The organism is Uliginosibacterium flavum, from assembly GCF_040566545.1.
GTDB lineage: Bacteria > Pseudomonadota > Gammaproteobacteria > Burkholderiales > Rhodocyclaceae > Uliginosibacterium > Uliginosibacterium flavum.
The window spans coordinates 17740-42982 of record NZ_JBEWZI010000018.1; the positions used below are offsets into that span (position 1 = coordinate 17740).

The window sequence follows — 25243 nt, forward strand, 5'->3', positions numbered from 1 at the left end:
TCTTCCTTGTTGGAGTGTTTAATCACCGGCTCGGAAAATCTGATGGAGGCGGCCGGTGCGCGCGCCATCAGGAAATGTTCGTTTAGCGAATGCCGGCGGCGTTCAAACGGCTGACTACTTCGCGAGCTGCTGCCATTGAGGCGTCCTTGAGAGCCTTGCCGGATGCGCTGGCATTGTCCGGGCCGACACCGAAATACTGCACGGCTGGCACGGAAGCGACTTCACGCGGCAATTTGGCTGATACGTCCAGCACGCGGCCAGTGACGGTGACCGCCACGCGCTGCATCCCGGTAGCGTCGTCCTGCATCGGTGCGCCGACGTCCAGCGTTGCCAGCACCAGATACGGGACCTGGCTATTGCGCAGGGCGGCGACGACACCCCGCAGCGTGGCCGGGGCGAGATCGTTACCGGTCGAGAAATCCTGATTCACGGCTTTGATGTCCTTGTCTTCAAGCACGAACTCGGGTTCTGCCACCTGGAAGCCACCTTGCGAGAACACACTGGTGATCGAGGTCTTGGTGTTGTTCATGGCGAGCAGACGATAGCTCGTGTCATCAGCTTTGCGCGTCGTGCTGCCGCCGGTTTCGACCTTGATCGATGCCTTGGCCGTCACACTTTCGCTGGAGTCCCTTTTTGCGGCCGTGGCCACGGCATTGCCGCGCACCACTTCGCCTTCGGCACCCTTGCTCGAGCGCGAACGATCCACCGAGGCTTCGCGTTCCACTTCGGCGCGCTTGACGACGCGGTCGTCAAAGGAGCGCACGCTGGAGACTTCGCGGCCGACGAAGACATAGACGAGCTGGGAGCGTTCGCCCTGTGCAGTTTTTGCCGTGGCGCTGGAGCCGCGGATGGTGCTGCGCAGCTTTGCAACATTGATCTCGACGCGCACGGACACCGAGTACTTCTTGGCGCTTTCCTGATTCTGCTCGTTGATGATCGTGGTGCTGAGGATGAACTTTTCGAGATTGGCTTCGATCTTCGGCTGGATCGCCTCGAAATTCTCGGATTCGGCTTCACCTGCTTCGGCGAAGTAACGCTCGACGGCGGAGACCTGGGCGGCTTTATAGGCCTTGTCCTTGTCGCCGGCCGACAGGCTCCAGCCGTAGGGCGCAGTGCCTACGCCTTTGGCGGTGACGACCTGGGCCATGCATTGGGTGGACAGGATCAGGCCGGCAAGGGCCAATAGCAGTTTGTTCATTTACTCTTCCTCAGAATGTCACGGGCGGTTTCAACTTGCGATTTGATGTCTTTGGCCGAAGCGGCTGCGGCTAGCCACTTCTGGTCGGCCTGGCCTCCTTCGACAAGGAAATTGGCGAATTTCTTGTACATGCTGTTAATGACTTCGGCGTAAGCAGGGAAATTGTCACTACTGATTTGAGTAGCCGGGACGACGCTGGACTCGCCGTTTTTCAGGTCCGTGTTGATGAAGTCCGTACCCAATGTTGGCTCATAGAATTTGAGGCTGGACTTCACCCCATAGACGTAGGCAATGCCGACACTGGTTTCGTCGGTTTTCTTCTTCACAAATTCGTTGATCTTGATGTCGAAAAGGTAGTCACCTTCTGCCACCTTGAGCTTGAAGTCGTCACCGTTTTCCAGACGCATCATCATCACGCCGCCGACTGCGCCGATGCTGCTGGGCAGGAGGGGAACGCCAACGCGGGAAGACAGCAGCGAGGCGAAGGCATCAGCGACCATGGTCGCGGCCGCTTTGGGATTTCTGCGTAGCGGTTCGGGAAACTCGGCGAGCGCCTCAGAAGAAACTTCCACCTTTTTTACCTGCAGGGTCTTTGTGCCTTCCTTGGGCAGTTCGCCTGTTGCCAGACGCTTGGCAAACAGGCTGATCAGTCCCTGGCCATCCTGACTCGTGAGCTGGTTTTCGACCAGCGCCTGCAGGCGCGCTTCCGAAGGTGCATTCGGAGTGGCGTCGAAAATCACGGTGCTCAGCGGGTAAGTGCGGACAACGGTTTGCGCTTTGTAATCAAAGATCAGCAAGTTGCCTCGCAGATTGACGAAGGTCTTGTAATAGGCCCCGTAATTTTCCGTAGAGACGACCTCGTCGGTCAGTACCAGCACGATCATCAGGGCTTGATCGCTGGCTTTCAGATTGACCAGGCTGCCGGCCGGACGCAATTCGATGGCCGGATTACTGATGCCTTGGGTGCGACTGAACACCTGCGCGGAAAGACTCTGGCCGACGCCGGCGGCTTTGAGCTTCTCGAAAGTCTTGAAGCTGTAGGGGAAGCGGCTCTGAGCCGTTTTGTAATCACCGGCAAAGGCGAACCCGGCGAGGGTGGCTTCGGCGGCGCGAGCGTTTGGGGTAATCAACACAGAGGTGGCGCAAATCAACGCCATGACAACAGATAGAAGCTTTCTCATACACCACTTTGCGGGAAGGTTGGCGGGCGGGTATCAAGGCGTGCCTGACACGCAGCGCGGATCATACCGGGCAGTACGGGCAAGGCACGCAAAGCGTCGGCTGTCCAGAAGGGCAGTCTCTATCGGAGAGTTTTGTACCGGAGCTCGCGCTTGACGCGTCAGGATATGTAAGTGCGGGATGTTTGGCGAGGCCGGCAGGATGGATGGCCGGAATCGGCCGCTCAGCCGAAGCGGATCTTCATGCCCAGAATGAAAATGGCCAGTGCCAAGGTGATGATGTTGGCGACGATGATTGGCCAGGAACCGAGCAGCAGGCCGTAAATCAGCCAGAGGGCAACGCCGAGCGTGAAAATGCCATACATGCCCAGCGAGACGCCGCGGGCGGAACGGGTTTTCCAGGTGAGCCAGGCTTGCGGGATGAAGGCGACGGTGGTGCAGAACGCCGCGGTGTAGCCGATCAGATCATTCATTGTGCGGAGTACGGAGTGCGGCTGAAGTGGGTGCAGATTCTATCAGGCGCGACGCCAGCGGCTTTGTGCCGGCAAATGATGGGCAAGAAAATCCATCTGGTCGGCGAGGATGAGGCGGTTGGACAGGATCAGGTATTCGGCTTTGTTCGGCACATAAGGTGCGTAGAGCAGCATCATGCGGGCTTGCTCCGGCGTGCGTCCGCCCTTGCGCTGATTGCAGCTGCGACAGGCTGCGACGACGTTCATCCAGGTGTCGGCACCGTTTTGCGAAACGGGTTTGATGTGGTCGCGGGTCAGGCGTGCGGTATTCAGTTCGGCGCCGCAGTAGGCGCAGATGTGACGGTCGCGGTGAAAGAGCTCGCGATTGGTCAGTGGCGGCACCTGACGCAGACTGCGCGTGGACAGGGATTTTCCCTTGATGGCGATGATGCTGTTGGCGGTGATGAGGGAGCGATGGCCGGTTTTGCGCGAGACGCCTCCGAAGAAAGTGAAGCACGCGTCACCGGCATCCCAGGCCACCATGTTGCGCGAGTAATAAAAAAGCGCATGTTGCCAAGTCACCCAGCGATGTGGCTGACCTTGCGCATCCAAGGTGAGGATCAGCGGGCGCTGCTCACGGTGGATCGGGCGGATTTCTGGGCGGTATTCGGGAGTACGCATGAGTGTGTCGCCGGGAGTGAACCTCGTTTGACCACGTTTTTACTGTACCGTTATTACCTGTTTCAGGCCACAAGCTAATCGCCTTGAATCGAATAATCAATCTTCCCGTGCGCCTGATGACACGCCCGCTGCCGGCCTGGGGGCGTTTGTTGCTGATCGGTTTGGTGGTGTCAGTTGTACTGCATGGCGCTGCACTGGATTTTTGGCGCGGCATGGCAGGCCTGGAAGGCGCTCCGGATATGGGTTTCAGACAGGTGGCCTTGCAGGCCCGCCTGCAGCCTGCGTCTGCCGACAGGCTGTCTGAAGAGCCTTCATCGGTGCGCCTTGGCGAGGCCGTAGGCGAGAAACCAAGCGCTCGTCCGGCTCTGCCGGCAAGAGTCGCGCAGCGGTCGGTACCGCGCTCAGCGGTGAGTGTCGCGGATGCGTCGTCTGCCGTTGTCGTGGCGTCATCGGTTGAGTCCGGGCTGCGGCCGCTGTCGCGGGCCGAGGGTCTGGTGGCTTATCGGCTGGCTTTGCTGGCGGTTCTGGGTGCGCCGTCTGCCAGACTGATTTCTCCTGTGCAGCTGAGTCTGAGTGCTTCGCCGGGCGGTGCTCAGGTAGAGATCCGGATCTCGTCAGGCGATGCGGTGCAGGATCAGGTCTGGCTGGAGGCCGTTCGCGGCGCTGTGCTGCGTGCAGAGGTACCAGAGGTGCTGGCTGGACAGGCTTTTGTGCTGGATCTGGAGTTCTGGCCTTAACTCAGGGCGCCCAGGGTTTCTTCGCGAAACAGGAAGTGGCCGTTTGCGCGATCCTTGAAATAATGGCGTAGTGACAGGTAGATGGAGCGGAAAGCGATTTTCTCCCACGGGATTTCGTGCTCGGCAAACAAACGGGTTTCCAGCGACTCTTCGCCCGGCGCGAAATCCAGATCGAGCAGGCGGGCGCGATAAATGATGTGCACTTGACTGATTTGCGGGAGATTGACCAGTGTGTACATTTCGCCCAGTTCAATACGGGCGCAGGCCTCTTCCAGAGTTTCGCGGATGGCGGCCTCACCGGTTGATTCGCCGATTTCCATGAAGCCCGCCGGCAAGGTCCAGAAGCCTGAGCGAGGTTCGATGGCGCGGCGGCACAGCAAGACCTTGTCCTCCCAGATTGGCAAGGCGCCGGCGACCAGCTTTGGATTCAGGTAGTGGATGCTGCCACAGGCGGTGCAGACGTGGCGGGGACGTTGATCGCCCGCGGGAACGCGTAAACCGACTTCAGCACCACAGGCAGAGCAGTATTTCATTGCAGATGTTTTCCGGCCAAGAGGGGTGTTTGTGTTCCAGTTCGGCTGTTTGGCCGACTGGAATCTGGAATATGATGACCCTCATTGTGGTTTTTACGACATGGTTTTGCAATCGTCGTGTGGCAAATCAGCGGTGTCCATCGTATGCTTGAGTCATGAGTAACCGGATCGAGATTCACAACGCGTGGAATGAACTGGTGCCGGCCTGGAAAATGGTCTGGCAGGCCAGCCATGAGCTGGAGCGCTGGGCCGCCTTCATGCCGCACTGTGACCGACTGCTGGCTTTGGCGCGCGAGCAGGGCCTGACCGAGCTGGAAGACGCCTTGCGTCCGCTCAGCGTGCTGCTGGCCAATGTGAAGGAGCCGGGCGCCAAACAGACTTCGGCGGTCGATCTGCTCTTGCCGCATATTTTTGCTGTCGTGCGCGATGTATGCAGTCCGGCGCTGCAGCGATCGACAGTCGCCAGCCAGGTCGAGGATGAAGGCTTGCCGCTGGTCGTAATGCTGACCTCCGACACCGATTCTGTGCAGGATCTGCTCTTGCAGATGGAACACTACGGCTACGCGTTCAAAGTGTTCGTTGATTACCGTCAGGGGCTGCAGACTGCATTGGCGCAGCGCGCAGTGGCCGTGGTGATGGAGGTTGGCGACGGGCTGGATGCCCGCCTGGCAGGGTTGGCTGATCAGATCAGCCGCAGCGGATTGAAATGGTTTGCGATGTCGCGCAAGGGAGATTTTCGCTTGCGCTTGCAGGCGATCAGGCATGGCGCGCAGGGTTTTTTTCTCGAACCCTTGTCGATCAATGCCTTGGTGGATGCGGTCGATCCATTGGTGTTCACGGCCAAGGAAGATCCCTATCGGGTGTTGGCGCTGGATGATTCGGCCACTGTGCTGGCTTCAATTCAGAAAGCACTGGAGCAAATGCCGAATCTGAGCTTGCGGGCGATTCGCCAGCCGGATCTGGTGCTGGAGACCTTGCTGGACTTTTCGCCGGACGTGCTGTTGCTGGATTTTCACATGCAGGGCTGCAATGGCCTGGAAGTGGCGAAAATAATCCGTCAAAACAAGGCTTTCGAGTCGATTCCGATCATCTTCCTGACCAGCGAGACCAGCCAGGCCGTACAGCTGGAAGCGATGCGCCATGGTGGCGATGATTTCCTGACCAAGCCGATCAGCCAGGCGCAACTGGTGAATACCGTGATCAGCAAGGCTGAGCGTTATCGCGGCTTGCGCAAATTGATGGTGGAAGACAGTCTGACCGGCCTGTTCAATCACGTGAAGACCAAGGCCTTGCTGCAGCAGGCTTTGTTGCAGGGTGAACGTCAGGGTTTGCCGGTCTGCTACGCAATCCTAGATCTGGACCATTTCAAGCGGGTGAACGACAGCTACGGCCACACGGTGGGAGATGCTGTTCTCAAGACCTTGGCGCGTTACCTCAAACAGCGTTTGCGGCGTGCCGACGTGGTCGGACGTTATGGCGGCGAAGAGTTTGTAGTGGTGTTCTTCGATGCGTCGGAAGAGCAGGCACTGGAGCGGCTGGACAGTATCCGCGAGGGTTTTTCCAAGATTTATCACGCTTACGATGAGGGGATCTTTGCAGTGACCTTCAGTGCCGGCCTGGCTCATTACCCGAGTTTCAGCAACATGATGGAGCTGATGGTGGCTGCCGACAACGCGCTGTATGCCGCCAAGCGCGCCGGGCGCAACTGCGTGCAGCTTGCGAAGTCCTGAACTGAAAAACCTGGCGTCTTTGTTGCGAAGCGCTGCTTTCAGGACCAAGCCAAAAGGGCAGAGTAGTGAAAGAGCCCTGATTCCCTGCCAGACGGTGGGTTTTTTCCGTTAAGTCAGGTTCCTTGTGTGCCGTAAATAGGCCTCAGAGAGTGTGTTTTCTGCTTTGGCAGGAGGCGCGCCGTTCAGATATTTCTGGCGTTCCGGGTACGCGGTATATGGCTCCTCCTATTGATGTCTCCCGTTTCGAGCAGCTCAAGGCCTCGGGCGACCTGCCTTCGCCCAAGGGCGTAGCCTTGGCCATCATGCGCATGACGCAGCAAGATGATGTGTCCATGCCCGAACTGGCGCAGGTCATCCGTTCCGATCCGGCCTTCGTTGGCCGTCTGATCAAGGCTGCTAATGGCGTTATCGGTTACGGACGGCGCCCGATTGTGTCGGTGCAGGATGCTTTGACCATCCTTGGCATGCCGGCTGTGCGCAACATGGCGCTGGGCTTTTCGCTCCTGACGCATTACCGCAGTGGCGCTTGCGATGGCTTTGATTACTCGCGGTATTGGTCATTTTCCATGCTTACGGCAGTGGCGACACAGGCGGTCACGCTGCGGACCCGGATCGCTGCGCCCGATGAAACCTATTGTCTGGGTTTGCTGGGGCGTGTCGGCGAACTGGCGCTGGCAACGCTTTATCCGCACGATTATGCAAAAATTCTGGCCGATAGCCAGCATGAGCCGCAGCGCCTGGCAGAACTGGAGTCGCGGGCCTTTGCCATGAACAATGCCGAGCTGGGCGCGGCAATGCTGGCCGACTGGGGTTTGCCGCGCTTATTTACGGATGCCGCTTATTGCGTAGCTGCGGGCATCGAATGTCAGCAGGCGGAAGGCTCGCGTGATTCAACTTTGACCCAGACGCTGGTGCTGGCACGCCAGCTCGGGAATTTGTGTCTGGCGGCTGAAGCGGAACGGCCGGATATCTTGCGCCGGGTGAAGCTGGCCGGCTCGCGCCTGTCTTTTGATGATGAAACGCTGGCGACTCTGTCGGATGGCGTGGTGGCGGAGTGGGTGGAGTGGGGTGCTTTGCTCAATGTGCACGCCGAGAAATTGCCGCCCTTCGAGCATCTGGTCAAACAGGCAGAAAGCCAGCCAGTTTTGCCAACCCCTGCTGAAGAGGCCCAGCAGGCGGGCGTTTCCGAGGATGTGGCTGGAGAGGTCCAGCACGAGCGGCTCTTGCGGGTGCTCATCGTGGATAGTGATGCGCTCGCGCGTAGCAGCCTCAAGCAGGCGCTGATGGAGAGCGGCTACGACGTGGCCGAGGCGGGTGATGGCTACACCGCGACTGAGATGGCGCTGGATTTCCGGCCTGACATGTTGTTGCTGGGCTGGCAGTTGGTGGATATCCCGGGCGCCGAACTTTTGCGAACCTTGCGTCAGACGCGTATTGGCCGCTCTATCTACGCTGTCGTGATGGGCGACGATGCCTCTGAAGAGACCGTGATTGCCGCTTTTGACGCGGGTGCGGACGATTTGCTGCCCAAGCCGGTCAATCCGCGTGTCTTGCTGGCCAAGATCCGGGCGGGGCGTCGTCTGACGGCCTTGCATTATGAAATTGAACGCGACCGCGAGGAGATTCGTCACTTCGCCGCGGAACTTGCAGTGAGCAACCGGCGCCTGCAGGAAGTAGCCTTGATGGATCCGCTGACGGGCTGTCCCAATCGGCGTTTCTTTACGGATCGCCTTACCCAGGAATGGGCTGCCGCTGCGCGCAGTGCGCGTCCTTTGTCTTGCCTGATGGTGGATGTCGATAATTTCAAGGCGATCAATGACACCTATGGACATGATGTGGGTGACTCCGTCTTGCGCCAGGTGGCGGCCGCCATTCGCAGTGCGCTGCGCGGGCATGATCTGATCGCGCGTACGGGGGGGGATGAATTCATCGTGTTGTGCCCGGATACGGCGATCGAGGCTGCGATGGCTTGTGCCGAGCGGGTGCGGCATGGTGTTGAAGAAGCCTTGGTCGCTTCCGGGTTGGTGCATCTGCGCGTGACGATCAGTGTCGGTGTCGCTTCCCGCGATCAGAATGTTGTGGATGCCGAGAGTTTGCTCAAGCGCGCTGATCAGGGTTTGTACATGGCCAAGCAGGCGGGACGCAACCGAGTGGAGGCGGCGCAACTCAAGCCACGTGCAGCGGGCGCCGCGTAATTCCAGTTCCAGATAGAAACGATATTTTGTTGACGTCGCCTTGCCGTGCTCTAGCTCTGTCTGTGGCTCGTCTTCGCGTCTCGTCTCTATCTGGAACAGGAACAAGCTGGTGTCGTCTGGTTTTCGGGCAGCGAAAAAATATTGTTGAAAACCGTAAAGTTTCCGAAATCCTGTCCGTTAGTACGAGTGATAACGCCGTAATCCATCTCCTGTTGCCCTTCTATCCAGTCTTCATGGCATGCATGTAAGAGACGTTCTTACGTGCCGCCCGTCGTCGACTGTTACATCATTTTCCGACCATGCCTGATTGGTTGTCGCCCCCTTGTCGTGGAGAATCCAATCCCATAGAGCCCGGTTAACAAGGGCTTCTCCACGGCGTAGAGGAGGTTGATCATGAAAATGGATATCGGTAACGAAATTCGGGAACTCAATTTGTCGTACCTGATGCTGGCGCAGCAGATGATCATGGCCGACAAGGCCGGCGCGATGTTCAAGCTCGGGGTCGGCGAGGATGTGGCCGAAGTCATCGAAAATCTTTCCCCTGCGCAGATTCTGCGCATGGCCTCCAGTGACATGTTGCTGTGCCGTTTTCGCTTTGATGACACCTTGCTGCTCAATCTGTTGGGCAATCATGGCAGCGAAGGCGTGGTTTCGCGGATTCACGCGACTATCCTGGCTGCAAGCAAGCCTGTTGAACATCTGTCCTGAGGAGGCAAGATCATGCGAATGAAAAGTCTCGTTCAGGATGCGCAGGAAACCCGCTTGGCGATCGAGATGATCGAACTCGGTGCGCGCATGCAGATGCTGGAATCGGAAACAGGCTTGTCGCGGGAGCGCCTGCTCAAACTGTACAAAGAAATCCGTGGTGAATCGCCGCCCAAGGGCATGCTGCCATTTTCGACCGATTGGTTCATTCCCTGGCAGCAAAATGTGCACGCCTCGTTGTTCATGTCCTTGCGTGGCTTTGTTATGCGCAATACCGAGACCAAGCCGCTGGAGGCTACCTTGCAGGCCTTTCACATGTACCGTGAGCAGGTCGCGAGCATGCAACTTGATCAGGTGCTGAGCCTGACGCGCGCCTGGACGCTGGTAAGGTTCTTTGAGGCCAAAATGTTGCAGCAGACGCGCTGCACCTGTTGTGGTGGTGAATTCGTGGCCCATGCCTATGATCCGACGCGCAGTTACGTATGTGGTCTGTGCCATGTGCCTGCGCGTGCCGGCAAGGGCAAGCGCCCAATGCGTGAAGATGTGGTGTGCGCGGTTGCCTGAGATTGCGCCTGTCACACGTCAGAAAACCGCCGGCTGAGTCCGGCGTTTTTTTTGCCACTTCGGGTAATCAAGTTTTGTCGCGTGGGGCCGATACCTGTATTGGTTCGGGACAGTTTTCCGGCAGTCGCCGGGCTTGTCACGACAAGCTTTGGCTAGCTCATCCACAGCACGGGGTTTAAGCAATGCTCCTGATTGTCGGTTACATCATCATTCTGCTGGCGTCGGTCGGTACGTATGCCGTGCACGGCAGTCTGGCCGCTCTGTTCGTGCCGCTGGAGTATCTGGCCATCATCGGTCTGACCATCGGCGGATTCGTCGCAGGCAATTCGATGAAGAACATCAAGGCGACGCTCGGCGCCCTGCCGGGTTTGTTCAAGCCTTCGCATTACAACAAGGTTTTCTACGTCGAAGTGCTGGCGATGCTTTTCGAGATTCTTGCCAAGGTGCGCAAGGAGGGCTTGATGTCGATCGAAAACGACGTCGAGAATCCCGAGGCCAGTCCGATCTTTACCAAGTATCCGGTATTTCTGCACGATCACCATGCGATGGAATTCCTGTGTGATTACCTGCGCATGATGGTGGGCGGCAATCTGAACGCTTTCGAGCTGGAAAGCCTGATGGATGTCGAGATTGAGACCCACCATAGCGAGGCACATGTCGCGGCGCACATCATGGCCAAGGTTGGCGATGCCACACCTGCCTTCGGTATCGTGGTTGCGGTGATGGGTGTAGTAAACGTGATGGGCTCGGTGGGCGAGCCGCCTGCTGTGCTGGGAAAGATGATCGGTGGCGCGCTGGTGGGTACCTTCCTCGGGATTCTGGTTTCCTATGGTTTCGTATCTCCAGTGGCTTCGCAGCTGGAGCAAAAGTGCGAAGAGGGTGGCAAGATTTTTCAGTGCATCAAGACAGTTTTGCTGGCGAGCATGAGTGGCTACGCACCGCAGGTGGCGGTTGAATTCGGTCGCAAGGTTTTGTATTCCACCGACAGGCCGGGCTTTGCCGAGCTGGAAGCCGAGATCAAAAACCGCAAGAAATAGCCGGTGAAACCGTGCATTTATGGGATGGCTGAAGAGCCCCTCTCCGTAAGGGTCTTCGGGATATGTGCCGCAAGAGTGAATGGCTGCGCGGATCTGCGGGCAGGGGCCTGAAATTGTTACCGTTTGATTGATCCTGAATCCAAGGAAATAGTGCCTAAACATGGCTGACAACCAGCAACCGATCATCGTCAAGCGCATAAAAAAAGGCGGCGGCGGCGCGCATGGCGGCGCCTGGAAGATTGCGTACGCCGATTTCGTGACGGCAATGATGGCTTTCTTCCTGCTGATGTGGCTGCTGGGTTCGACCACCAAGGGTGATCTGAAAGGGATTGCTGATCACTTTCAATCACCGCTCAAACTGTCCATGGCCGGTGGGCCAGGTACTGGTTCATCCAATTCGCCCTTGTCAGGTGGCGGTACGGATCTGACCAAATCCGTGGGGGATGCGGCACGCGGCAGTTACAAGGAGCCGCGCAAAATCAGCGAAGTCAAGATTATTCCGGCCGACTCTAAGCTGGCTCCGGGGCAAGCCAAGAAGCTCACGCTGGCGGAGCAGGAGGCTGCGGACAAACAGGCCGAAAAGCAGGCGGAGCAAAAGGAGCAGCAGGAAAAAGCCGAGCGCATCCTGCTGCAGGATCTGAAAGCCAAGGCAGAGGCGATGATTGAAGCCAGTGTGGATCTGCGCCAATTCAAACGTCAGCTTCTGCTCGATATCACTTCCGAGGGTTTGCGCATCCAGATCGTGGATGAGCAGAATCGCCCGATGTTTGATACCTCCAGTGCCGAGATGAAGCCATACACCAAAGGCATCGTCCGGGCGATTGGTCAGGTGCTCAATCAGGTCGAGAACCGGGTCAGTATTTCCGGGCATACCGATGCGGCCCAGTACGCCGGTGGCAATCGTGGTTTTTCGAATTGGGAGTTGTCGGCAAACCGGGCGAATGCTTCGCGTCGCGAGTTGATTCTGGGCGGCATGGATGAACGCAAGATCATGCGCGTGGTGGGCTTGTCTTCGACTATTCCACTGGATCGGAACGATCCTTACAGCGCAATCAATCGGCGCATCACCTTGATCGTAATGAATAAACGTACAGAGGAAGCCATCTTGCAGGAGGGGCGTGATCTGGATGTGGATGCGAATGCGCCGCTGGAGCCAAAGCCACTGGTGGACGCTGCGCAGCGTGAATTGAGCTCTCGTCCGCGGATTGATTTACCGCCGCGCCCGCCGCGTTGACTGGGGGCAAAAATGGCTGTCGATCTGAGCAAATTTCTGGGTTTGTACTTCGAGGAAAGCGCTGAACTCTTGCTGCGCGTGGATCAAGTTTTGAGAGTCGCGGAGTTGGCGGATTGGCGGCAAGCAGCGCGGGCTGTGCATTCGATCAAAGGTAGTAGCGGCGCCTTTGGTTTTGAAGAAATTGTGGACTTGGCTCAACTGCTGGAGTCGCTTTTGCGTCAGCTGGAACGACAGGAGGTGCCGATGACTGCGGCACGTCTGGTGTGGTGTGAGGAAGCTGTAGATGGTTTGCGCTTGCTGCTGAAGCGGCGCCAACAGGGCCTTTCAGGGGATGCTGCTCTGACAACGGCCATTGGCGTGCGTCTTGGAGCATGTTCGTCGGATAGTGCCGCTGCATGCGGCTGAGCGGGCTGATGATTTATAGGAGCGAGATAGCATGGAACAACGCAAGCCCGTTTTGAACAAGCCGGCCGGAATTGGCAGTTTGCCTGCGCGGACAACGAGCGCCGCTGCATTGCCGCCGCGTGCGGGTCTTGCCAGTGCCGCTGCTCAGAACCCACGCCAAGGCATCATGGACGCGCTGAGCCGGATCGATACCGGCACACGCGAGTTCGAGTTCACGCCGCAAGACTTCGAGCGTGTGCGCACCCTGATCTACAAGCATGCCGGGATTTCGCTCTCACCTGTCAAGCAAGACATGGTCTATAGCCGGCTTGCGCGTCGTTTGCGGGCCAATAACCATAAACGTTTTGCGGAGTATCTGGATCAGCTCGAGCGCAGCGGTGATGCGGCGGAGTGGGAAGCCTTCGTCAATGCGCTGACGACCAATCTCACCTCCTTCTTTCGTGAAGCACATCACTTTGATTTGCTGGCTGATCAGATGCGCAAGTCCGCCGACCGGCGTCCGTTCAAGATCTGGTGCAGTGCGGCTTCAACCGGTGAAGAACCGTATTCGCTGGCGATCACCGCGTGCGAGGTTTTTGGCAACAATCCACCTGTACAGATCATTGCTTCCGATCTGGATACCAATGTACTGGCGCATGGGCAGAAGGGTGTTTACACCGCAGATCGGGTCGAACGCCTGGACAAAGAGCGCGTGCAGCGCTTCTTCCTGCGTGGTACGGGTGATCAGGAGGGGCATGTGCGGGTGCGCCCGGAGTTGCAGCGCTTGATTACCTTCAAACAGATCAATCTGCTCGAACCCGGCTGGCCCTTGCGTGAGAGTTTCGATGCGATTTTCTGCCGCAATGTGATGATCTACTTCGACAAGCCGACCCAGTTCAAGATCCTCGAGCGCTTTACCGGTTTGCTTCACCCACAAGGCCTGTTGTACGCCGGCCACTCCGAGAATTTCATCCATGCGGTGAGTTTGTTCAAATCGCTGGGGCGAACGGTCTATGCCCGTGCGGAGGCGTCGCTTGCTCCTGGCACGCGCAAGCCCTGAGGCCGCATAGATGAAAACCCGGGTTCTGGTGGTGGATGATTCGGCGCTGATGCGCGCAGTGCTGTCTGAAGTCATCAATGCCACCCCGGATCTTCAGGTGGCGGGAACGGCCTGCAATGCACTCGAGGCACGCGAATCCATCAAGACCCTGAATCCCGACGTGATGACGCTGGACGTCGATATGCCGCACATGGATGGTCTGGAGTTTCTCGCGCAGATCATGCGTTTGCGCCCCATGCCGGTGGTGATGGTGTCCGGGCTGACCGAGAAGGATTCCGAAACCACACTACGTGCTCTGGAGTTGGGGGCGATTGATTTCGTCACCAAGCCCAAGACCGATCCGGTGGGGAATATCCATACTTACGCGGACTCGCTGTGCGACAAGATTCGCGCCGCCGCTATGTCACGCAAACATCTGATGCGTTCGCCGGTTGCGACAAGCACCCCCAGCTTGTCGAACCTGATCAATACGCCTTTGCCCAGCAAAGTCTTGCAGGACAAGCTGGTAATGATTGGTGCATCGACCGGCGGAACTGAAGCGCTTCGTGAGGTGCTGATACGTTTTCCGGAAAGAATGCCCGGCATCCTGATCGTGCAACACATGCCGGAAATGTTCACTGCCTCTTTTGCGCGACGTCTGGATGGCTTGTGCAGTCTGCATGTGAAGGAGGCCGAGCATGGCGAGCGAATCAAACCGGGCACGGCTTACATCGCGCCAGGGCATTCACACTTGATGGCGCGGCGAGTAACGGGGGGGTTTCAGTGTGAGTTGTCGCGCGAGAATCCGGTTAACCGTCATCGACCTTCGGTTGAGGTGTTGTTTAACTCCGGAGCCTCTCAGGTCGGGCGTAACGGGGTCGGCGTGATGCTGACCGGGATGGGTAAGGATGGTGCTGTGGCCATGCTGGGCATGCGTCAGGCGGGGTCTTACAACATCTGCCAAGATCAGGAAAGCTGCGTGGTGTGGGGTATGCCGCGTGAGGCAACCATCAACGGCGCGGCGCACGAGGTTGCTGCTTTACGTGATATCCCTGGGCGGGTGATACACAGCCTGCGAGGCGCGTGAACCTGTGGGCTGCCCGATAGTGCGGCTGGCGGTGCGCGCCGCGAAGCGCGAATATGTGGAAACAGGCATGTATCGGGCTTTTTCGCGCAATCGGGTGAAGATATTCACGTGCATGGCAAGCTCTTGGTGGCAGATTTCTGGATAATGCCACCTCAAGCAAATTGTCGCGGTGCCGTAAGTTTTATCGAGGGTGTGAAGCGCTCGATAACACGGCATCTCTGTCCGAATACGTATTGCAAAAGGAGGTTTTCGATGGATGCTCAAGTTTCGATGAACGACGCGCACGCAGTGCTGCGTTTGGCCGGCCGTTTCGATTTCAAGGCTCACCGCGAGTTTCGTGATGCGGTTGATTCGCTGCTGGGGCAGGCGGGTGCTCGGCCGCTTCAGGTCGATCTCGGTGAAGTGTCCTATCTGGACAGCTCGGCACTGGGCATGCTGTTGATGCTGCGTGACAAGGCTAAGGCCGCCAACAAGGATGTGGCGCTGGTTGGTGTGAAGGGCAGTGTTCGGCAAGTGCTGGATATTGCGAACTTCTCCAAGCTTTTTGCGATTACCTGAACGTGAATTGAAGCCTGCCTTTGCGGCAGACCAAGCTTGTACGGCGCGACCTACGGATCGCGCCGTTTCTTTTTCTGCCAAACCTTTTCCGTAGCGGGGCGTGCCAATACACCCTGATGGCCTAAGTCCCTTTCTTTCGCTCAAGTTAAAGCCGGCGCAACCGTTATCCGACGAGTACTGCGGAGTCATGAGTGCGTGTCGGCTTTGTGAAGCAAGGTCGTCTGCAAGGCAAAACTTCGCTGAAAGCCAGAAGCAAAGCGTGCTCGTGAGGTCTCAAGTTTGTAAAACGGGTGTCGTAAACTCATCAGGGACTGAGCACTGCAGATCAGGGCCTGACGGGGCTGAATCAAATCGCGGAGAACACCATGTCGGAATTGCTGAAGAGCATTGATGCTAGAACCCGCTTGGCCGGGACGAACAAGCTTGAAATCCTGTTGTTCTCGCTGGGCACAGATGTGCGGACCGGGCGCAAGGAAAGCTTTGGGATCAATGTTTTCAAAGTGCGCGAGGTGATGCGTACGCCGCCCATCACCGCAGCTCCTGACATGCAGCCTGGCGTTGAGGGCATGGTGTCATTGCGTGGTCAGTTGGTGCCGATTGTTGATCTGGCCAAGTATTGCGAAATAGATCCCACGGGCAAGCGCGAAATCATGATCGTGACTGAGTATAACGGTCATACCCAAGGTTTTCTGGTCGAGGGAGTAGATACCATTTTGCGGTTGGACTGGTCGCAGATGCGGGTTCCTCCAGAAATGATGACCACCAAGCTTGGTGGTCTGGTGACGGCAGTGACCGAGCTGGAAGACGGACGCTTGATCATGATGTTGGATGTCGAGAAAGTGTTGGCGGAGACCACTCGCTACGACGACGATTACCTGTTCAAGGATATTCCCCCCATCGGCCGGGATTACACCGTGCTGTTTGCCGACGATTCCTCCGTGGCGCGCAAGCAGATCGAGAAAACCTTGAACGTATTGGGTGTGCGTTACGTCGCAGCCGTCAATGGCCGCGCCGCTTGGGACGAGCTGGAACGCATTGCCAAACATGCAGAAGTCACTGGGCGAAAGGTTTGGGAGGTGTTGCACTTGATCCTCACTGATGTGGAAATGCCGGAGATGGATGGCTTCATCCTGACCAAGAAAATCAAGAGTGACCCGCGGTTTGACGGAGTGCCGGTACTGATGCATTCCTCCTTGTCGAGCATGTCGAACCAGACGCTGGGTAAGTCTGTCGGCGTGGATGGTTATGTGCCGAAATTTGAACCACATCGTCTGGCGGACGCGATTCGTTCGATGCTGGCGCCAGACCAGGTCATTGAGACCATTTCCTGAACCCACGGGTGCTGAGTCAATAAGGGGCAAACATGGAACACGCAAACAGTAACCTGCTGGATACAGTCGATGGACGAACCAAACTGGCTGGCTCCAATCGCATGGAGATCCTGCTGTTCGCACTGGGTACCAGCGAAACTTTCGGCATTAATGTGTTTAAGGTGCGTGAGGTTTCCAAGACACCTTTCATCACCAAGGCGCCGAATATGCCGGCAGGGGTCGAAGGCTTGATCTCCTTGCGTGGCAACGTCATTCCGGTTTTGTCGCTGGCCAAGATCATTGGTATTGCCAAGCCTGGGCAGGCCTTGGGAAACTCGATGATGGTGACCGAGTACAGCAAGCGTACTCTCGGCTTTCTCGTGCATGACGTGGATCGCATCATTCGCGTGGAGTGGGACAAAGTTCGCCAGCCCGAGAACATGGCGGGGGCAACCCAGAATTACATTACTGCGATTACTGAACTTGCAGACGGAAAACTGGTTTCCATTCTTGATGTGGAAACCATTCTTTCGCAAACCTTCGGTGAGGCGCCGGTGGGTCAGATTGCTGCGCTGGATCACGGCGTTGAGGCCAATCTGTTTTTTGTCGATGATTCGGCGATTGCCCGCAAGAAAATTGCGGAGGTTCTCGACAAACTGGGAGTTCGTCATAAGCATGCGTTAAATGGTCTGGAGGCCTGGACTCGGCTGGATGGCATGGCCGCACATGCACAGCAGCAGAAACGCAAGCTGGCGGACGAGATCAACATGATTCTGGTGGATGCTGAAATGCCGGAAATGGATGGCTACGTGCTGACTCGCAATATCAAAAATGATCCGCGTTTTGACGGGATTCCTGTAGTGATGCATTCCTCTTTGTCGTCAGAGGCAAACCGGTCGATGGGCAAGGCGGTGGGGGTCGATGCTTATGTTGCAAAGTTTGATGCTGAAATATTGGCGGAAACTTTGCGCCCGTATCTTTTGAAAGCCCACAAGGATTAATCCGGAGAATACAAATCATGTCGGATCCAAAAATGAAATTCCTGGTGGTAGATGACTTTTCAACGATGCGTCGCATCGTGCGAAATCTCCTTAAAGAGTTGGGCTATAGCAATGTTGACGAGGCCGAAGATGGTGTCGTGGCGATGCAAAAGCTGACTTCTGGTGGTTTCGATTTCGTCGTGACGGACTGGAACATGCCGAACATGACGGGCATCGAGTTGCTTCGTGCAATCCGGGCCAACGCTCAGATTGCGCATTTGCCGGTGCTGATGATTACCGCCGAGGCAAAAAAGGAAAACATCATTGAAGCCGCTCAGGCCGGGGCCAGTGGTTACATCGTGAAGCCTTTTACGGCAGCGACCATGGCTGAAAAGATGGCCAAGATTTTTGAAAAAATGGGTAAGGGTTGATTCGCGCGGCTTGCGAAAGACAAGGCTGCGCAGGGCTTTAGCCCATTGACGCAAAGGTATTTACAAGACTTAGGAGCCGACACCATGGCCAAACGCCTGAAAGCGGACGAATCTGGCGATAACGATGATTTGCAGACGCTGTTTGACTCTATCGCGGATAGTGCCAATCAACCGGCGGCGACGCTCTCTCCTGCGGTGGCAAACGCGGTTGTGAGTGCAGTGAGTGATTTGGGTGATTCCGACGATTTGCAAGCGCTCTTTGACAGTGTTGCCGGGCAATCACAAGGCAGCGCAGCAGCACCTGTTGTAACCAGTGAACTTGGCGTTAACCTAAAGGAAGTTGTTGCGGCCTCGTCTCACATGTCAGCCCAAGAGCGTCAGGAACAAGCTTTCCTGCAATTGGGGCAGCTGACGCGACTGTTGCACGACACGATTCGTCAGCTCGGTTACGACCGCATGCTTTCGGAAACCGCAGAGAAGTTGCCGGATGCTCGTCAGCGCTTGTCTTATATCTCGCAAATGACAGAGCAGGCCGCCAGTCGGGTATTGAATGCTACGGATATTGCCAAGCCGATTCAGGACCGGATTGAACAGCGTGCGACGGATCTGAGCAAGCGCTGGGACAAGCTGTATGACAGGAAGCTGTCTGTGGCGGAGTTCAAGGAGTTGGCTGGAGAAACCAGGAGTTTTCTGGGGCAATCAGCAAAAGATAGCAAAGTAGTTAACGAGCAGCTGCTTGAAATCATGATGGCGCAGGACTTCCAGGATTTGACCGGTCAGGTCATCAAGAAAATCGTGGATATGGCCTCAACGATGGAAGACGGTTTGCTTAAAGTGCTGATCGAAATCATGCCGGAAAACAAGCGTGTGGTGGCCGAGGATGGCTTGCTGAACGGGCCGGTGGTGAGCGCTGAGGGGCGTGAAGATGTTGTAACCAGCCAGGAGCAGGTTGATGACTTGCTCGATAGTCTGGGGTTCTGAACGGCGCCGGGATTTTCCCGGAATGGTGTAGTGCATTACAACGGTACCGGAGTCTGCTATGAGCGATTTCGCGGGAATGGAAGACCTGCTACAGGACTTTCTGGTCGAGGCGGGGGATTTGCTCTCCGGGGTTGATAACAAGCTTGTCGACCTGGAGCGCAATCCTCGGGATTTGCCCTTGTTGAACGAAATCTTCCGGGGTTTCCACACGATCAAGGGCGGTGCTGGTTTTTTGAATGCCAGCGCCTTGGTGAACTTGTGCCACCTCACCGAAAATCTGTTCGACAAATTGCGCACCAATGAAATGCAGGTGACGGGGGAGATGCTTGACGTCATCCTCAGTGCGACTGCTGCGGTACGCACCATGTTTGATGATCTGGAGCGCTCCGTGCAGCCCGGAGCCGCAGATCCCGCCTTACTGGAACAATTGAAGCAAGCGCTTGCGGGCGGCCTCAAGAGTGGTGGTGCCGCCCCAAAACCGGTAGCAGCTCCCAAGCCAGCCGTGACGCCGAAAGCGTCGGTTGCGGTGGTTCCTGCTGCAGGCAACGAGCCTGACTGGGACGCGTACTATCACGCCGTGACGGGTACCGAGCCGGTGGCCGCACAGTTACCGGTTGTGGAGGCTTCCTTTGACGAGGCTGACGATCTGCATCTGGATGAGGTGGTTGCCGAGCAGATCATCGTTGCCGCGGTTGGGCGACGTACCACGGACAAGCCTGGCTACCAAGGCCCACCGGGAGGGCGGCGCGAAGGCGAACGCCAGCGTGACAATTCGATTCGCGTGGATACCTCGCGCCTGGATCAGGTGTTGAATCTGTCGGGTGAAATCGGCCTGACAAAAAATCGTCTGACGGCTTTGCGCAGTGACATCCTGAACGGCAAGAATGATACGGACACTTTACACGCACTGGATCTGGCGGTAAGTCAGCTTGATTTGCTGGTGTCGGATCTGCAGAACGCGGTGATGAAAACCCGGATGCAGCCGGTTGGCCGGCTGTTCCAGAAATATCCGCGTATCGCTCGTGATCTGGCGCGCTCTCTGGGCAAAGACGTCGAAATGGTGCTTGAAGGTGAGGACACCGAAATCGACAAGACGATGATTGAGGATTTGTCTGATCCGATCATTCACTTGATCCGCAATGCGGTAGATCACGGCATCGAATTGCCGGCCGAACGCATGACCATGGGCAAGAGTGAGAAGTCCTTCGTCAAGCTTGCGGCACGGCAAGAGGGTGATCACATTGTGATCGTCGTTGCCGACGATGGTCGCGGCATGAACGCTGAACGGTTGCGTGCCAAAGCGCTGGAAAAGGGCCTCATCTCCGATGAAGAGGCCAACACAATGGATGAGCGTCAGAGCTTTAATCTCATCTTCCTGCCCGGCTTCTCGATGGCTAGCGCGGTCTCTGATGTGTCGGGGCGTGGGGTGGGGATGGATGTGGTGAGAACCAATATCCAGAAGCTCAATGGCTCGATCGATATTCGTTCGGTACAGGGCAAAGGCACTGAATTCATCATTTCGTTGCCGCTGACTTTGGCGATCTTGCCAGTGTTGCTGGTGTGTCTGGAAGATCAGCCTTTTGCTGTACCACTGTCGATGGTGCGCGAAATTCTGCCAATCGAGTCCAAAGAAGTGCAGGAACTGGGCGGTCGCGCCACCATGGTGGTGCGCGGCGAGGTGTTGCCGATTGTGACCTTGGCAGCCTTGTTGGGTTGGCCACAGCAACGGATTCCTGAGTACGGTGTGCTCATGCAGTCGGCGGATCAGAGTTTCATTCTGGCCATCGACACCTTCGCCGGCCGTGAGGACGCGGTGATCAAGTCGCTCTACGACTTCAGGCCGAAGGGCGTGGCAGGCGTGACGACCTTGTCGAATGGGCAGATTGTGTTGATTCTGGATATGAAGGAGTTGCTCTCCAGCCTGGGTGAGCAGCGTTTTGCTACGCGTGCCCAGCTTTTGCTGGAGGGGCAAATCGCAGCGGCAGCCTGATACTTGAAGCGGCATCTGTCAGGGCGGGAGCAATCCCGCCCTTTTTTTGTGCGGCATGCCCGCAAAACCGCATGCAGCAAGCCTGTGCGGGTAGGGTGGCTGAAGATGTAAGCCCCGCGGGGCTCTTCGGTTAGCTTGTTTTGCGCTCGCCTTGCATGTTGTTGCCTTCTTGCGGATGGCCTTTTTCTTGCATAGCATCCCACTAGAGACTTGTACTTTAGTGATAAGAGGTGTGCTGTGCCGCAGTTCAGGTTTGAGTTCGATTTCGATCATTGGCGTTCTTTGGCTGAGGAAGATCCTGCGGCCTTTTTTGCTGCGCGTGAGCAGGTGCTGAAGAGTTTCATGGACGCCGCACCGAGGCGTTTGAGTGGAGAGTTGCAGGCATTGCAGGCTTTGATTGATCATTCCCGTGCAGAGGCCGGTACGCCGGTCAAGGCTTCGCGTCAGTTGCTGGGCATGCTGGGCGAGCATCTGGCGGCTTTGTCAGGGCATCTGGGGCAACTTCGCGAGCAGTCACGCACCTTTGAGAGCATGCTGCCCCCCGCTGCGGCGGAGTAGGCCGGGTACTTTCGCAGCGGCTCCGGTATGATTGCAGGCCCGCCAACAGACGGTCATTCCGATGCAATTCCCCAGTCTTGATGATTACGTGGGCAACACGCCACTGGTGCAACTCAAACGCTTGCCGGGCGATCTCGCTGCACAGCGCAATAATGTGCTGCTGGCCAAGCTCGAAGGCAACAACCCGGCCGGCTCGGTGAAGGATCGGCCGGCGCTATCCATGATCGTTCATGCCGAGCGCCGCGGTGAGATCAAGCCCGGCGATACCCTGATCGAGGCCACCAGTGGCAACACCGGGATAGCCCTGGCGATGGCCGCAGCCATGCGTGGCTACAAGATGATTCTGGTCATGCCTGAGAACCAGAGCGTGGAAAGGCGGCAGAGCATGCGCGCCTTCGGGGCTGAACTGGTGCTGACGCCGCGCGAAGGCGGCATGGAACTGGCGCGTGACATGGCTATTCGCATGCGCGACGAAGGTCGTGGCACGGTGCTCGATCAGTTTGGCAACCCCGATAATCCTCTGGCCCATTACGAAAGCACTGGCCCCGAAATCTGGAAGCAAACCAATGGCCGGGTCACCCATTTTGTCAGTGCCATGGGGACCACCGGCACCATCATGGGCGTGTCACGTTTTCTCAAGGAAAAGAATCCAGCGATCCAGGTCATCGGTTGTCAGCCTGAAGATGGCGCGCAGATTCCTGGCATCCGCAAATGGCCTGTGGCCTATCTGCCGAAAATTTTCGACGCGGCACGCATAGATCGGGTTGAGTCGGTTGCGCAATCGGCGGCCGAGGATCTGACCCGGCGTTTGGCCTGCGAGGAGGGGATTTTTGCGGGGATTTCTTCTGGTGGTGCAATGAGTGTGGCCTTGCGCATCGCCGCGGAGGTGCAGGATGCCGTGATCGTGTCGATTGTTTGTGATCGCGGTGACCGTTACCTGTCGACTGGCGTATTTCCGGCCTGAGGCGCATGGTGAAACCAACTTTGACGTTTTCTCTGGTAACCGTACCGGATGTCGTTGGCTTGCGGCGCTTGCACGGATTGCCGACGGATTTGTCCGATGAAGAAGTGGCCGAATACGCCTACCAACGGCGTCGCGCTAATGGTGCGGGTGATAGCCTGCCGCCGCATCAGCAGCGAGTGGTGCATATTGCGGCGCTGCTACGGACAGGGGATCAATTGCGATACGTCTCCCTGGCTGGTGATGAAGCTGACATTCTGCAAGCGTTCAATGCTTTGCTTGCTGAGGCTGAACAGCTCGTGGAGTGGTCGCGGCCATTCGGGCTGGAGGTCCTGTCGGCTGCACCCATTCTGAATTGCAGAGCATTGCTGTGGCAACTTGCGGCTGTGCCGGAATTGCCGATGATCGATCTGGCCGCGTGTCTGGCCGCGCCTCTGGCTCCGGCAATGCTACCTCTGCATGAAATGGCCACGCTGGCACGTCTGCCTTTGCGCCAGGAAATGAGTCTGGATGAGATTTGGCAAACATTTATGGGCGGCGACCGGGAGCGCATCGATGTGCTCAATACAGCCCGGCTTCTGAGCTTGCATCTGCTCTGGCTGCGCTATGGTTTGCTCAAGGGCCAGCTTGATTCGGCTGCGTGTTTGCAGGAGTTTGCGCTGTTGCGTCAAACCCTGCAGAACAGTCCGTTAGCGCATCTGCAGGCTTATCTGGCGGATTGGTCCGCCGCCTCCGATTGATTGCCGACTTTCCGGTATAGCCCGAAGCGTTCCATCAGACGTCCGCGCCCTCGCTGGGTTTGCCAGATGCGCTCCCAGCCAGGATTCATGCTGGGCAAGGCGCGTTGTCCGGTTGAATAGGCCAGCAGCAGCGGGCAGCGGGCGCGTGCCGCCGCACCGGGTTCCAGCTTGATGTCGGTAAAGTAGTACAGGCTCGCGCGTTGTGAGTCGCCGGTATCCAGAGTGGCGACGCAGCCCTTGTCTTGCTGACGGATCTGACGGGCAATTTCGTTGGCGACCGGCCGGTAATTTTTGTCGTAATCAAACCAGCCCAGCCATAGCGTAGTCGCCAGTCCCCAGCTCAGGGTTATGCCCAGCGCCCAGTGTACCGCCCCGCGTAACTGGAAGAAGGGCAAGCGCACAATGGCAATGATCCAGGCAATGGACAGCGTGATCGCCAGCAGTACCTCATACCAGTGCCAGCTTGGCTGAAAGCCAGGTAGCAGGCGCAGGACGTTGCGTGACAATGGCACTGGCCAGCCAAAGATCAGCGCACTCCACGCCAGCCAAAGTCCGACACCCAGCAGCGAAAAAGTAATCAAGCCAAACCAGTCGAACGCATTGGCCGCTCCACGCCGGAGCCGGCACACTTCACCCGCAGCAATCAGGATCAGGGCTGGTAGAAGCGGTACGACATTGGCGGGGCGCATCGCGCCTGTGGTGACGATAAGGCCGAGTGAAAGTGCGGCTGCCAGCAAAGGCAGGCTGTGGCCAAAGGCCCGCAGGCTGGTACGTCGATGCCATAGCGACCACAGCACGACCGGCCAGAGAGGCCAGGTAAACCAGCCGATCAGATTGCCTAGCGCGCCGGTGCGTTGAAGATGTCCTGCATGCGGGGTGATATCTGCCAGCTCTTTTGCCCACCAGACGGCAAGATAGTCAGGTTGCCAAATTGCAAGTGCCAGTGGCCACAGCAGCACGAGCAGCACAAGCGGCCACAGCGCATGTCGATATGCGAGCAGAAAGGCCCGCGAGCGGCATTCCGCCTCGCTTGCAGGCAAGGCTGCCCAGAGAGGCAGGCTCAGCGCCAGTCCTGGCAGCCCCCCCGCCAGGAAGGCCGCTCCGCTTGCCGTTCCGGCGATCAGGGCGCCGCGCACAGGCCGCTGGCGCATGTGTGCCAGACCGTAGATTGTGGCGGCGATACACGCGGCAACCAATACCTGTGGCTGCATTTCGTGGGCGTGAACCAGCAAGCCAAGTGAGCCCAAGGCGAGCATGGCTGCAGCAGAGGCCGCCTCGCGGCCATAGATTTCGCGCGCAGCAAAGCGCAGGAATACCAGTAACGCCGTGACCGAGATCACTCCACCGAGGCGAATGGCATCGTGTAGGGGCAGCAACCAGCCGAGCAGACTGCCACTCAAGGCCCCTAGCCAGTGAAGCAGGGGCGGCCAGTCCATATAAGGAACGCCTGCAATTTGCGGAACCAGCCAATTGCCTTCGCGCAGCATGCTGTAGGCCACGCCGATGTGCAGCGCATCATCACCCCGCCACGGGACATGGCCGAGGTTGCCGGGCAGTGCATAGGCAATGAACAGCAGGATCAGGGCCCAGTTGGGCACATGGATCGCGGGTTTGCTACTCGGGAATTCGGTGAATTGCATCGCTCGCATGGCGCTGGACGTAATGGGCAGAATTGTACGGGTTCGGTGGGCTTCAGACGACCCGACTAAAAGTCAAAAGCAAAAAAGGCAGCCATCGGGCTGCCTTTTTTGTTGCGAAGCGGGCCAGATCAGGCGCGCTTGCCGTATTTTTGCTTGAAGCGCTCAATGCGACCAGCCGTATCCAGAACCTTTTGCTTGCCCGTCCAGAACGGGTGGCATTCGGAACAGACTTCCACATGGTAAGCGGGCTTGCCCAGCGTAGAGCGGGTGTCAAAAACGTTACCGCAAGAGCAGGTAACCTTGACTGCAACGTAATTCGGATGGCCTTCGGTTTTCATTT

At 57.4% G+C, this 25243-nt stretch carries 26 protein-coding genes; 19 read left to right on the forward strand and 7 right to left on the reverse strand.

All coding sequences use genetic code 11. The features are described 5' to 3' along the window. Positions 1 to 82: 82 nt before the first annotated feature. From ABXR19_RS15140 to ABXR19_RS15155, 4 genes are all read right to left on the reverse strand, one after another. Positions 83 to 1198 carry a hypothetical protein gene (locus ABXR19_RS15140; protein ID WP_354601980.1) on the reverse strand — a complete coding sequence of 372 codons (1116 nt, stop codon included), beginning with the start codon at positions 1196 to 1198 and terminating at the stop codon, positions 83 to 85. Next, entirely contained in the window at positions 1195 to 2379 is a 1185-nt protein-coding gene (locus tag ABXR19_RS15145; RefSeq protein ID WP_354601981.1) for a hypothetical protein, read from the reverse strand. The genes ABXR19_RS15140 and ABXR19_RS15145 overlap by 4 nt, the downstream gene beginning before the upstream one ends. Positions 2380 to 2600: 221 nt before the next feature. Beyond that, a complete protein-coding gene (locus ABXR19_RS15150; protein ID WP_354601982.1) occupies positions 2601 to 2849 on the reverse strand; it encodes a SemiSWEET transporter in 249 nt (82 codons plus the stop codon). Positions 2850 to 2891: 42 nt separating this feature from the next. Next, the gene (locus tag ABXR19_RS15155) at positions 2892 to 3509 is read right to left on the reverse strand and encodes an HNH endonuclease (protein WP_354601983.1); all 618 of its coding nucleotides are present in this window, start codon (positions 3507 to 3509) and stop codon (positions 2892 to 2894) included. 116 nt (positions 3510 to 3625) lie between these two features. On the opposite strand from ABXR19_RS15155, the gene ABXR19_RS15160 reads away from it, so the two are divergent. Further along, positions 3626 to 4246, forward strand: a complete 621-nt coding sequence (locus tag ABXR19_RS15160; protein WP_354601984.1) for a hypothetical protein — start codon at positions 3626 to 3628, stop codon at positions 4244 to 4246. Here ABXR19_RS15160 and ABXR19_RS15165 read toward each other — a convergent pair. Then, the gene (locus ABXR19_RS15165; protein WP_354601985.1) at positions 4243 to 4779 is read right to left on the reverse strand and encodes an NUDIX hydrolase; all 537 of its coding nucleotides are present in this window, start codon (positions 4777 to 4779) and stop codon (positions 4243 to 4245) included. The two genes, ABXR19_RS15160 and ABXR19_RS15165, sit on opposite strands and share 4 nt — an antisense overlap. Before the next feature lie 155 nt (positions 4780 to 4934). Between ABXR19_RS15165 and ABXR19_RS15170 the strand changes: the two genes are divergently transcribed. The 18 genes from ABXR19_RS15170 to ABXR19_RS15255 all read left to right on the forward strand — a co-directional run bounded on the left by ABXR19_RS15170 (position 4935) and on the right by ABXR19_RS15255 (position 23263). Next, positions 4935 to 6509 (forward strand): GGDEF domain-containing protein, encoded by a 1575-nt coding sequence (locus ABXR19_RS15170; RefSeq protein ID WP_354601986.1) that lies wholly within the window; start codon positions 4935 to 4937, stop codon positions 6507 to 6509. A gap of 215 nt (positions 6510 to 6724) precedes the next feature. Further along, the gene (locus ABXR19_RS15175; RefSeq protein WP_354601987.1) at positions 6725 to 8704 is read left to right on the forward strand and encodes a diguanylate cyclase; all 1980 of its coding nucleotides are present in this window, start codon (positions 6725 to 6727) and stop codon (positions 8702 to 8704) included. Positions 8705 to 9097: 393 nt separating this feature from the next. After that, positions 9098 to 9412: a flagellar transcriptional regulator FlhD gene (flhD, locus tag ABXR19_RS15180; RefSeq protein WP_354601988.1), complete on the forward strand. Its 315-nt coding sequence runs from the start codon at positions 9098 to 9100 to the stop codon at positions 9410 to 9412. A 12-nt stretch (positions 9413 to 9424) separates the two neighbouring features. After that, the gene (gene flhC, locus ABXR19_RS15185; protein ID WP_435594333.1) at positions 9425 to 9973 is read left to right on the forward strand and encodes a flagellar transcriptional regulator FlhC; all 549 of its coding nucleotides are present in this window, start codon (positions 9425 to 9427) and stop codon (positions 9971 to 9973) included. A gap of 182 nt (positions 9974 to 10155) precedes the next feature. Beyond that, entirely contained in the window at positions 10156 to 11010 is an 855-nt protein-coding gene (motA, locus tag ABXR19_RS15190) for a flagellar motor stator protein MotA (protein ID WP_354601990.1), read from the forward strand. 160 nt (positions 11011 to 11170) lie between these two features. Beyond that, on the forward strand, positions 11171 to 12244 hold the full coding sequence (motB, locus tag ABXR19_RS15195) for a flagellar motor protein MotB (protein ID WP_354601991.1): 1074 nt from the start codon (positions 11171 to 11173) through the stop codon (positions 12242 to 12244). Positions 12245 to 12256: 12 nt separating this feature from the next. Further along, positions 12257 to 12649: an Hpt domain-containing protein gene (locus ABXR19_RS15200; RefSeq protein WP_354601992.1), complete on the forward strand. Its 393-nt coding sequence runs from the start codon at positions 12257 to 12259 to the stop codon at positions 12647 to 12649. A gap of 31 nt (positions 12650 to 12680) precedes the next feature. Further along, positions 12681 to 13688 carry a CheR family methyltransferase gene (locus ABXR19_RS15205; RefSeq protein WP_435594334.1) on the forward strand — a complete coding sequence of 336 codons (1008 nt, stop codon included), beginning with the start codon at positions 12681 to 12683 and terminating at the stop codon, positions 13686 to 13688. 10 nt (positions 13689 to 13698) lie between these two features. Then, positions 13699 to 14754 (forward strand): protein-glutamate methylesterase/protein-glutamine glutaminase, encoded by a 1056-nt coding sequence (locus tag ABXR19_RS15210; protein WP_354601993.1) that lies wholly within the window; start codon positions 13699 to 13701, stop codon positions 14752 to 14754. 252 nt (positions 14755 to 15006) lie between these two features. Continuing rightward, entirely contained in the window at positions 15007 to 15312 is a 306-nt protein-coding gene (locus ABXR19_RS15215; protein ID WP_354601994.1) for an STAS domain-containing protein, read from the forward strand. A 365-nt stretch (positions 15313 to 15677) separates the two neighbouring features. After that, the gene (locus ABXR19_RS15220; protein ID WP_354601995.1) at positions 15678 to 16643 is read left to right on the forward strand and encodes a chemotaxis protein; all 966 of its coding nucleotides are present in this window, start codon (positions 15678 to 15680) and stop codon (positions 16641 to 16643) included. 32 nt (positions 16644 to 16675) lie between these two features. Further along, positions 16676 to 17623: a chemotaxis protein gene (locus ABXR19_RS15225; protein ID WP_354601996.1), complete on the forward strand. Its 948-nt coding sequence runs from the start codon at positions 16676 to 16678 to the stop codon at positions 17621 to 17623. Positions 17624 to 17640: 17 nt separating this feature from the next. After that, positions 17641 to 18033, forward strand: a complete 393-nt coding sequence (gene cheY / locus ABXR19_RS15230) for a chemotaxis response regulator CheY (RefSeq protein ID WP_354601997.1) — start codon at positions 17641 to 17643, stop codon at positions 18031 to 18033. Positions 18034 to 18117: 84 nt separating this feature from the next. Then, positions 18118 to 19014, forward strand: a complete 897-nt coding sequence (gene cheZ, locus ABXR19_RS15235) for a protein phosphatase CheZ (RefSeq protein WP_354601998.1) — start codon at positions 18118 to 18120, stop codon at positions 19012 to 19014. A gap of 58 nt (positions 19015 to 19072) precedes the next feature. Beyond that, positions 19073 to 21004: a chemotaxis protein CheA gene (locus ABXR19_RS15240; protein WP_354601999.1), complete on the forward strand. Its 1932-nt coding sequence runs from the start codon at positions 19073 to 19075 to the stop codon at positions 21002 to 21004. A gap of 237 nt (positions 21005 to 21241) precedes the next feature. Beyond that, positions 21242 to 21562: a DUF3135 domain-containing protein gene (locus ABXR19_RS15245; RefSeq protein ID WP_354602000.1), complete on the forward strand. Its 321-nt coding sequence runs from the start codon at positions 21242 to 21244 to the stop codon at positions 21560 to 21562. 61 nt (positions 21563 to 21623) lie between these two features. Then, positions 21624 to 22526 (forward strand): cysteine synthase CysM, encoded by a 903-nt coding sequence (cysM, locus tag ABXR19_RS15250; protein WP_435594335.1) that lies wholly within the window; start codon positions 21624 to 21626, stop codon positions 22524 to 22526. A gap of 5 nt (positions 22527 to 22531) precedes the next feature. Then, positions 22532 to 23263, forward strand: coding sequence for a 3'-5' exonuclease family protein (locus tag ABXR19_RS15255; protein ID WP_354602001.1), 732 nt, complete (start codon positions 22532 to 22534; stop codon positions 23261 to 23263). Here ABXR19_RS15255 and ABXR19_RS15260 read toward each other — a convergent pair. Both ABXR19_RS15260 and rpmE read right to left on the reverse strand, forming a co-directional pair. Next, complete coding sequence (locus ABXR19_RS15260; RefSeq protein WP_354602002.1) at positions 23230 to 24903, reverse strand: ArnT family glycosyltransferase; 1674 nt, start codon at positions 24901 to 24903, stop codon at positions 23230 to 23232. The genes ABXR19_RS15255 and ABXR19_RS15260 overlap by 34 nt on opposite strands. Positions 24904 to 25031: 128 nt before the next feature. Next, a complete protein-coding gene (rpmE, locus tag ABXR19_RS15265) occupies positions 25032 to 25241 on the reverse strand; it encodes a 50S ribosomal protein L31 (protein ID WP_354602003.1) in 210 nt (69 codons plus the stop codon). Between the last annotated feature and the right edge of the window lie 2 nt (positions 25242 to 25243).

What these genes read in the sequence shown, in the direction of transcription:
- ABXR19_RS15140 (WP_354601980.1), bottom strand. Translation starts at nt 1,198, where the DNA reads ATGAACAAACTGCTATTGGCCCTTGCCGGCCTGATCCTGTCCACCCAA.
- ABXR19_RS15145 (WP_354601981.1), bottom strand. Translation starts at nt 2,379, where the DNA reads ATGAGAAAGCTTCTATCTGTTGTCATGGCGTTGATTTGCGCCACCTCT.
- ABXR19_RS15150 (WP_354601982.1), bottom strand. Translation starts at nt 2,849, where the DNA reads ATGAATGATCTGATCGGCTACACCGCGGCGTTCTGCACCACCGTCGCC.
- ABXR19_RS15155 (WP_354601983.1), bottom strand. Translation starts at nt 3,509, where the DNA reads ATGCGTACTCCCGAATACCGCCCAGAAATCCGCCCGATCCACCGTGAG.
- ABXR19_RS15160 (WP_354601984.1), top strand. Translation starts at nt 3,626, where the DNA reads ATGACACGCCCGCTGCCGGCCTGGGGGCGTTTGTTGCTGATCGGTTTG.
- ABXR19_RS15165 (WP_354601985.1), bottom strand. Translation starts at nt 4,779, where the DNA reads ATGAAATACTGCTCTGCCTGTGGTGCTGAAGTCGGTTTACGCGTTCCC.
- ABXR19_RS15170 (WP_354601986.1), top strand. Translation starts at nt 4,935, where the DNA reads ATGAGTAACCGGATCGAGATTCACAACGCGTGGAATGAACTGGTGCCG.
- ABXR19_RS15175 (WP_354601987.1), top strand. Translation starts at nt 6,725, where the DNA reads ATGGCTCCTCCTATTGATGTCTCCCGTTTCGAGCAGCTCAAGGCCTCG.
- flhD (WP_354601988.1), top strand. Translation starts at nt 9,098, where the DNA reads ATGAAAATGGATATCGGTAACGAAATTCGGGAACTCAATTTGTCGTAC.
- flhC (WP_435594333.1), top strand. Translation starts at nt 9,425, where the DNA reads ATGCGAATGAAAAGTCTCGTTCAGGATGCGCAGGAAACCCGCTTGGCG.
- motA (WP_354601990.1), top strand. Translation starts at nt 10,156, where the DNA reads ATGCTCCTGATTGTCGGTTACATCATCATTCTGCTGGCGTCGGTCGGT.
- motB (WP_354601991.1), top strand. Translation starts at nt 11,171, where the DNA reads ATGGCTGACAACCAGCAACCGATCATCGTCAAGCGCATAAAAAAAGGC.
- ABXR19_RS15200 (WP_354601992.1), top strand. Translation starts at nt 12,257, where the DNA reads ATGGCTGTCGATCTGAGCAAATTTCTGGGTTTGTACTTCGAGGAAAGC.
- ABXR19_RS15205 (WP_435594334.1), top strand. Translation starts at nt 12,681, where the DNA reads ATGGAACAACGCAAGCCCGTTTTGAACAAGCCGGCCGGAATTGGCAGT.
- ABXR19_RS15210 (WP_354601993.1), top strand. Translation starts at nt 13,699, where the DNA reads ATGAAAACCCGGGTTCTGGTGGTGGATGATTCGGCGCTGATGCGCGCA.
- ABXR19_RS15215 (WP_354601994.1), top strand. Translation starts at nt 15,007, where the DNA reads ATGGATGCTCAAGTTTCGATGAACGACGCGCACGCAGTGCTGCGTTTG.
- ABXR19_RS15220 (WP_354601995.1), top strand. Translation starts at nt 15,678, where the DNA reads ATGTCGGAATTGCTGAAGAGCATTGATGCTAGAACCCGCTTGGCCGGG.
- ABXR19_RS15225 (WP_354601996.1), top strand. Translation starts at nt 16,676, where the DNA reads ATGGAACACGCAAACAGTAACCTGCTGGATACAGTCGATGGACGAACC.
- cheY (WP_354601997.1), top strand. Translation starts at nt 17,641, where the DNA reads ATGTCGGATCCAAAAATGAAATTCCTGGTGGTAGATGACTTTTCAACG.
- cheZ (WP_354601998.1), top strand. Translation starts at nt 18,118, where the DNA reads ATGGCCAAACGCCTGAAAGCGGACGAATCTGGCGATAACGATGATTTG.
- ABXR19_RS15240 (WP_354601999.1), top strand. Translation starts at nt 19,073, where the DNA reads ATGAGCGATTTCGCGGGAATGGAAGACCTGCTACAGGACTTTCTGGTC.
- cysM (WP_435594335.1), top strand. Translation starts at nt 21,624, where the DNA reads ATGCAATTCCCCAGTCTTGATGATTACGTGGGCAACACGCCACTGGTG.
- ABXR19_RS15255 (WP_354602001.1), top strand. Translation starts at nt 22,532, where the DNA reads ATGGTGAAACCAACTTTGACGTTTTCTCTGGTAACCGTACCGGATGTC.
- ABXR19_RS15260 (WP_354602002.1), bottom strand. Translation starts at nt 24,903, where the DNA reads ATGCAATTCACCGAATTCCCGAGTAGCAAACCCGCGATCCATGTGCCC.
- rpmE (WP_354602003.1), bottom strand. Translation starts at nt 25,241, where the DNA reads ATGAAAACCGAAGGCCATCCGAATTACGTTGCAGTCAAGGTTACCTGC.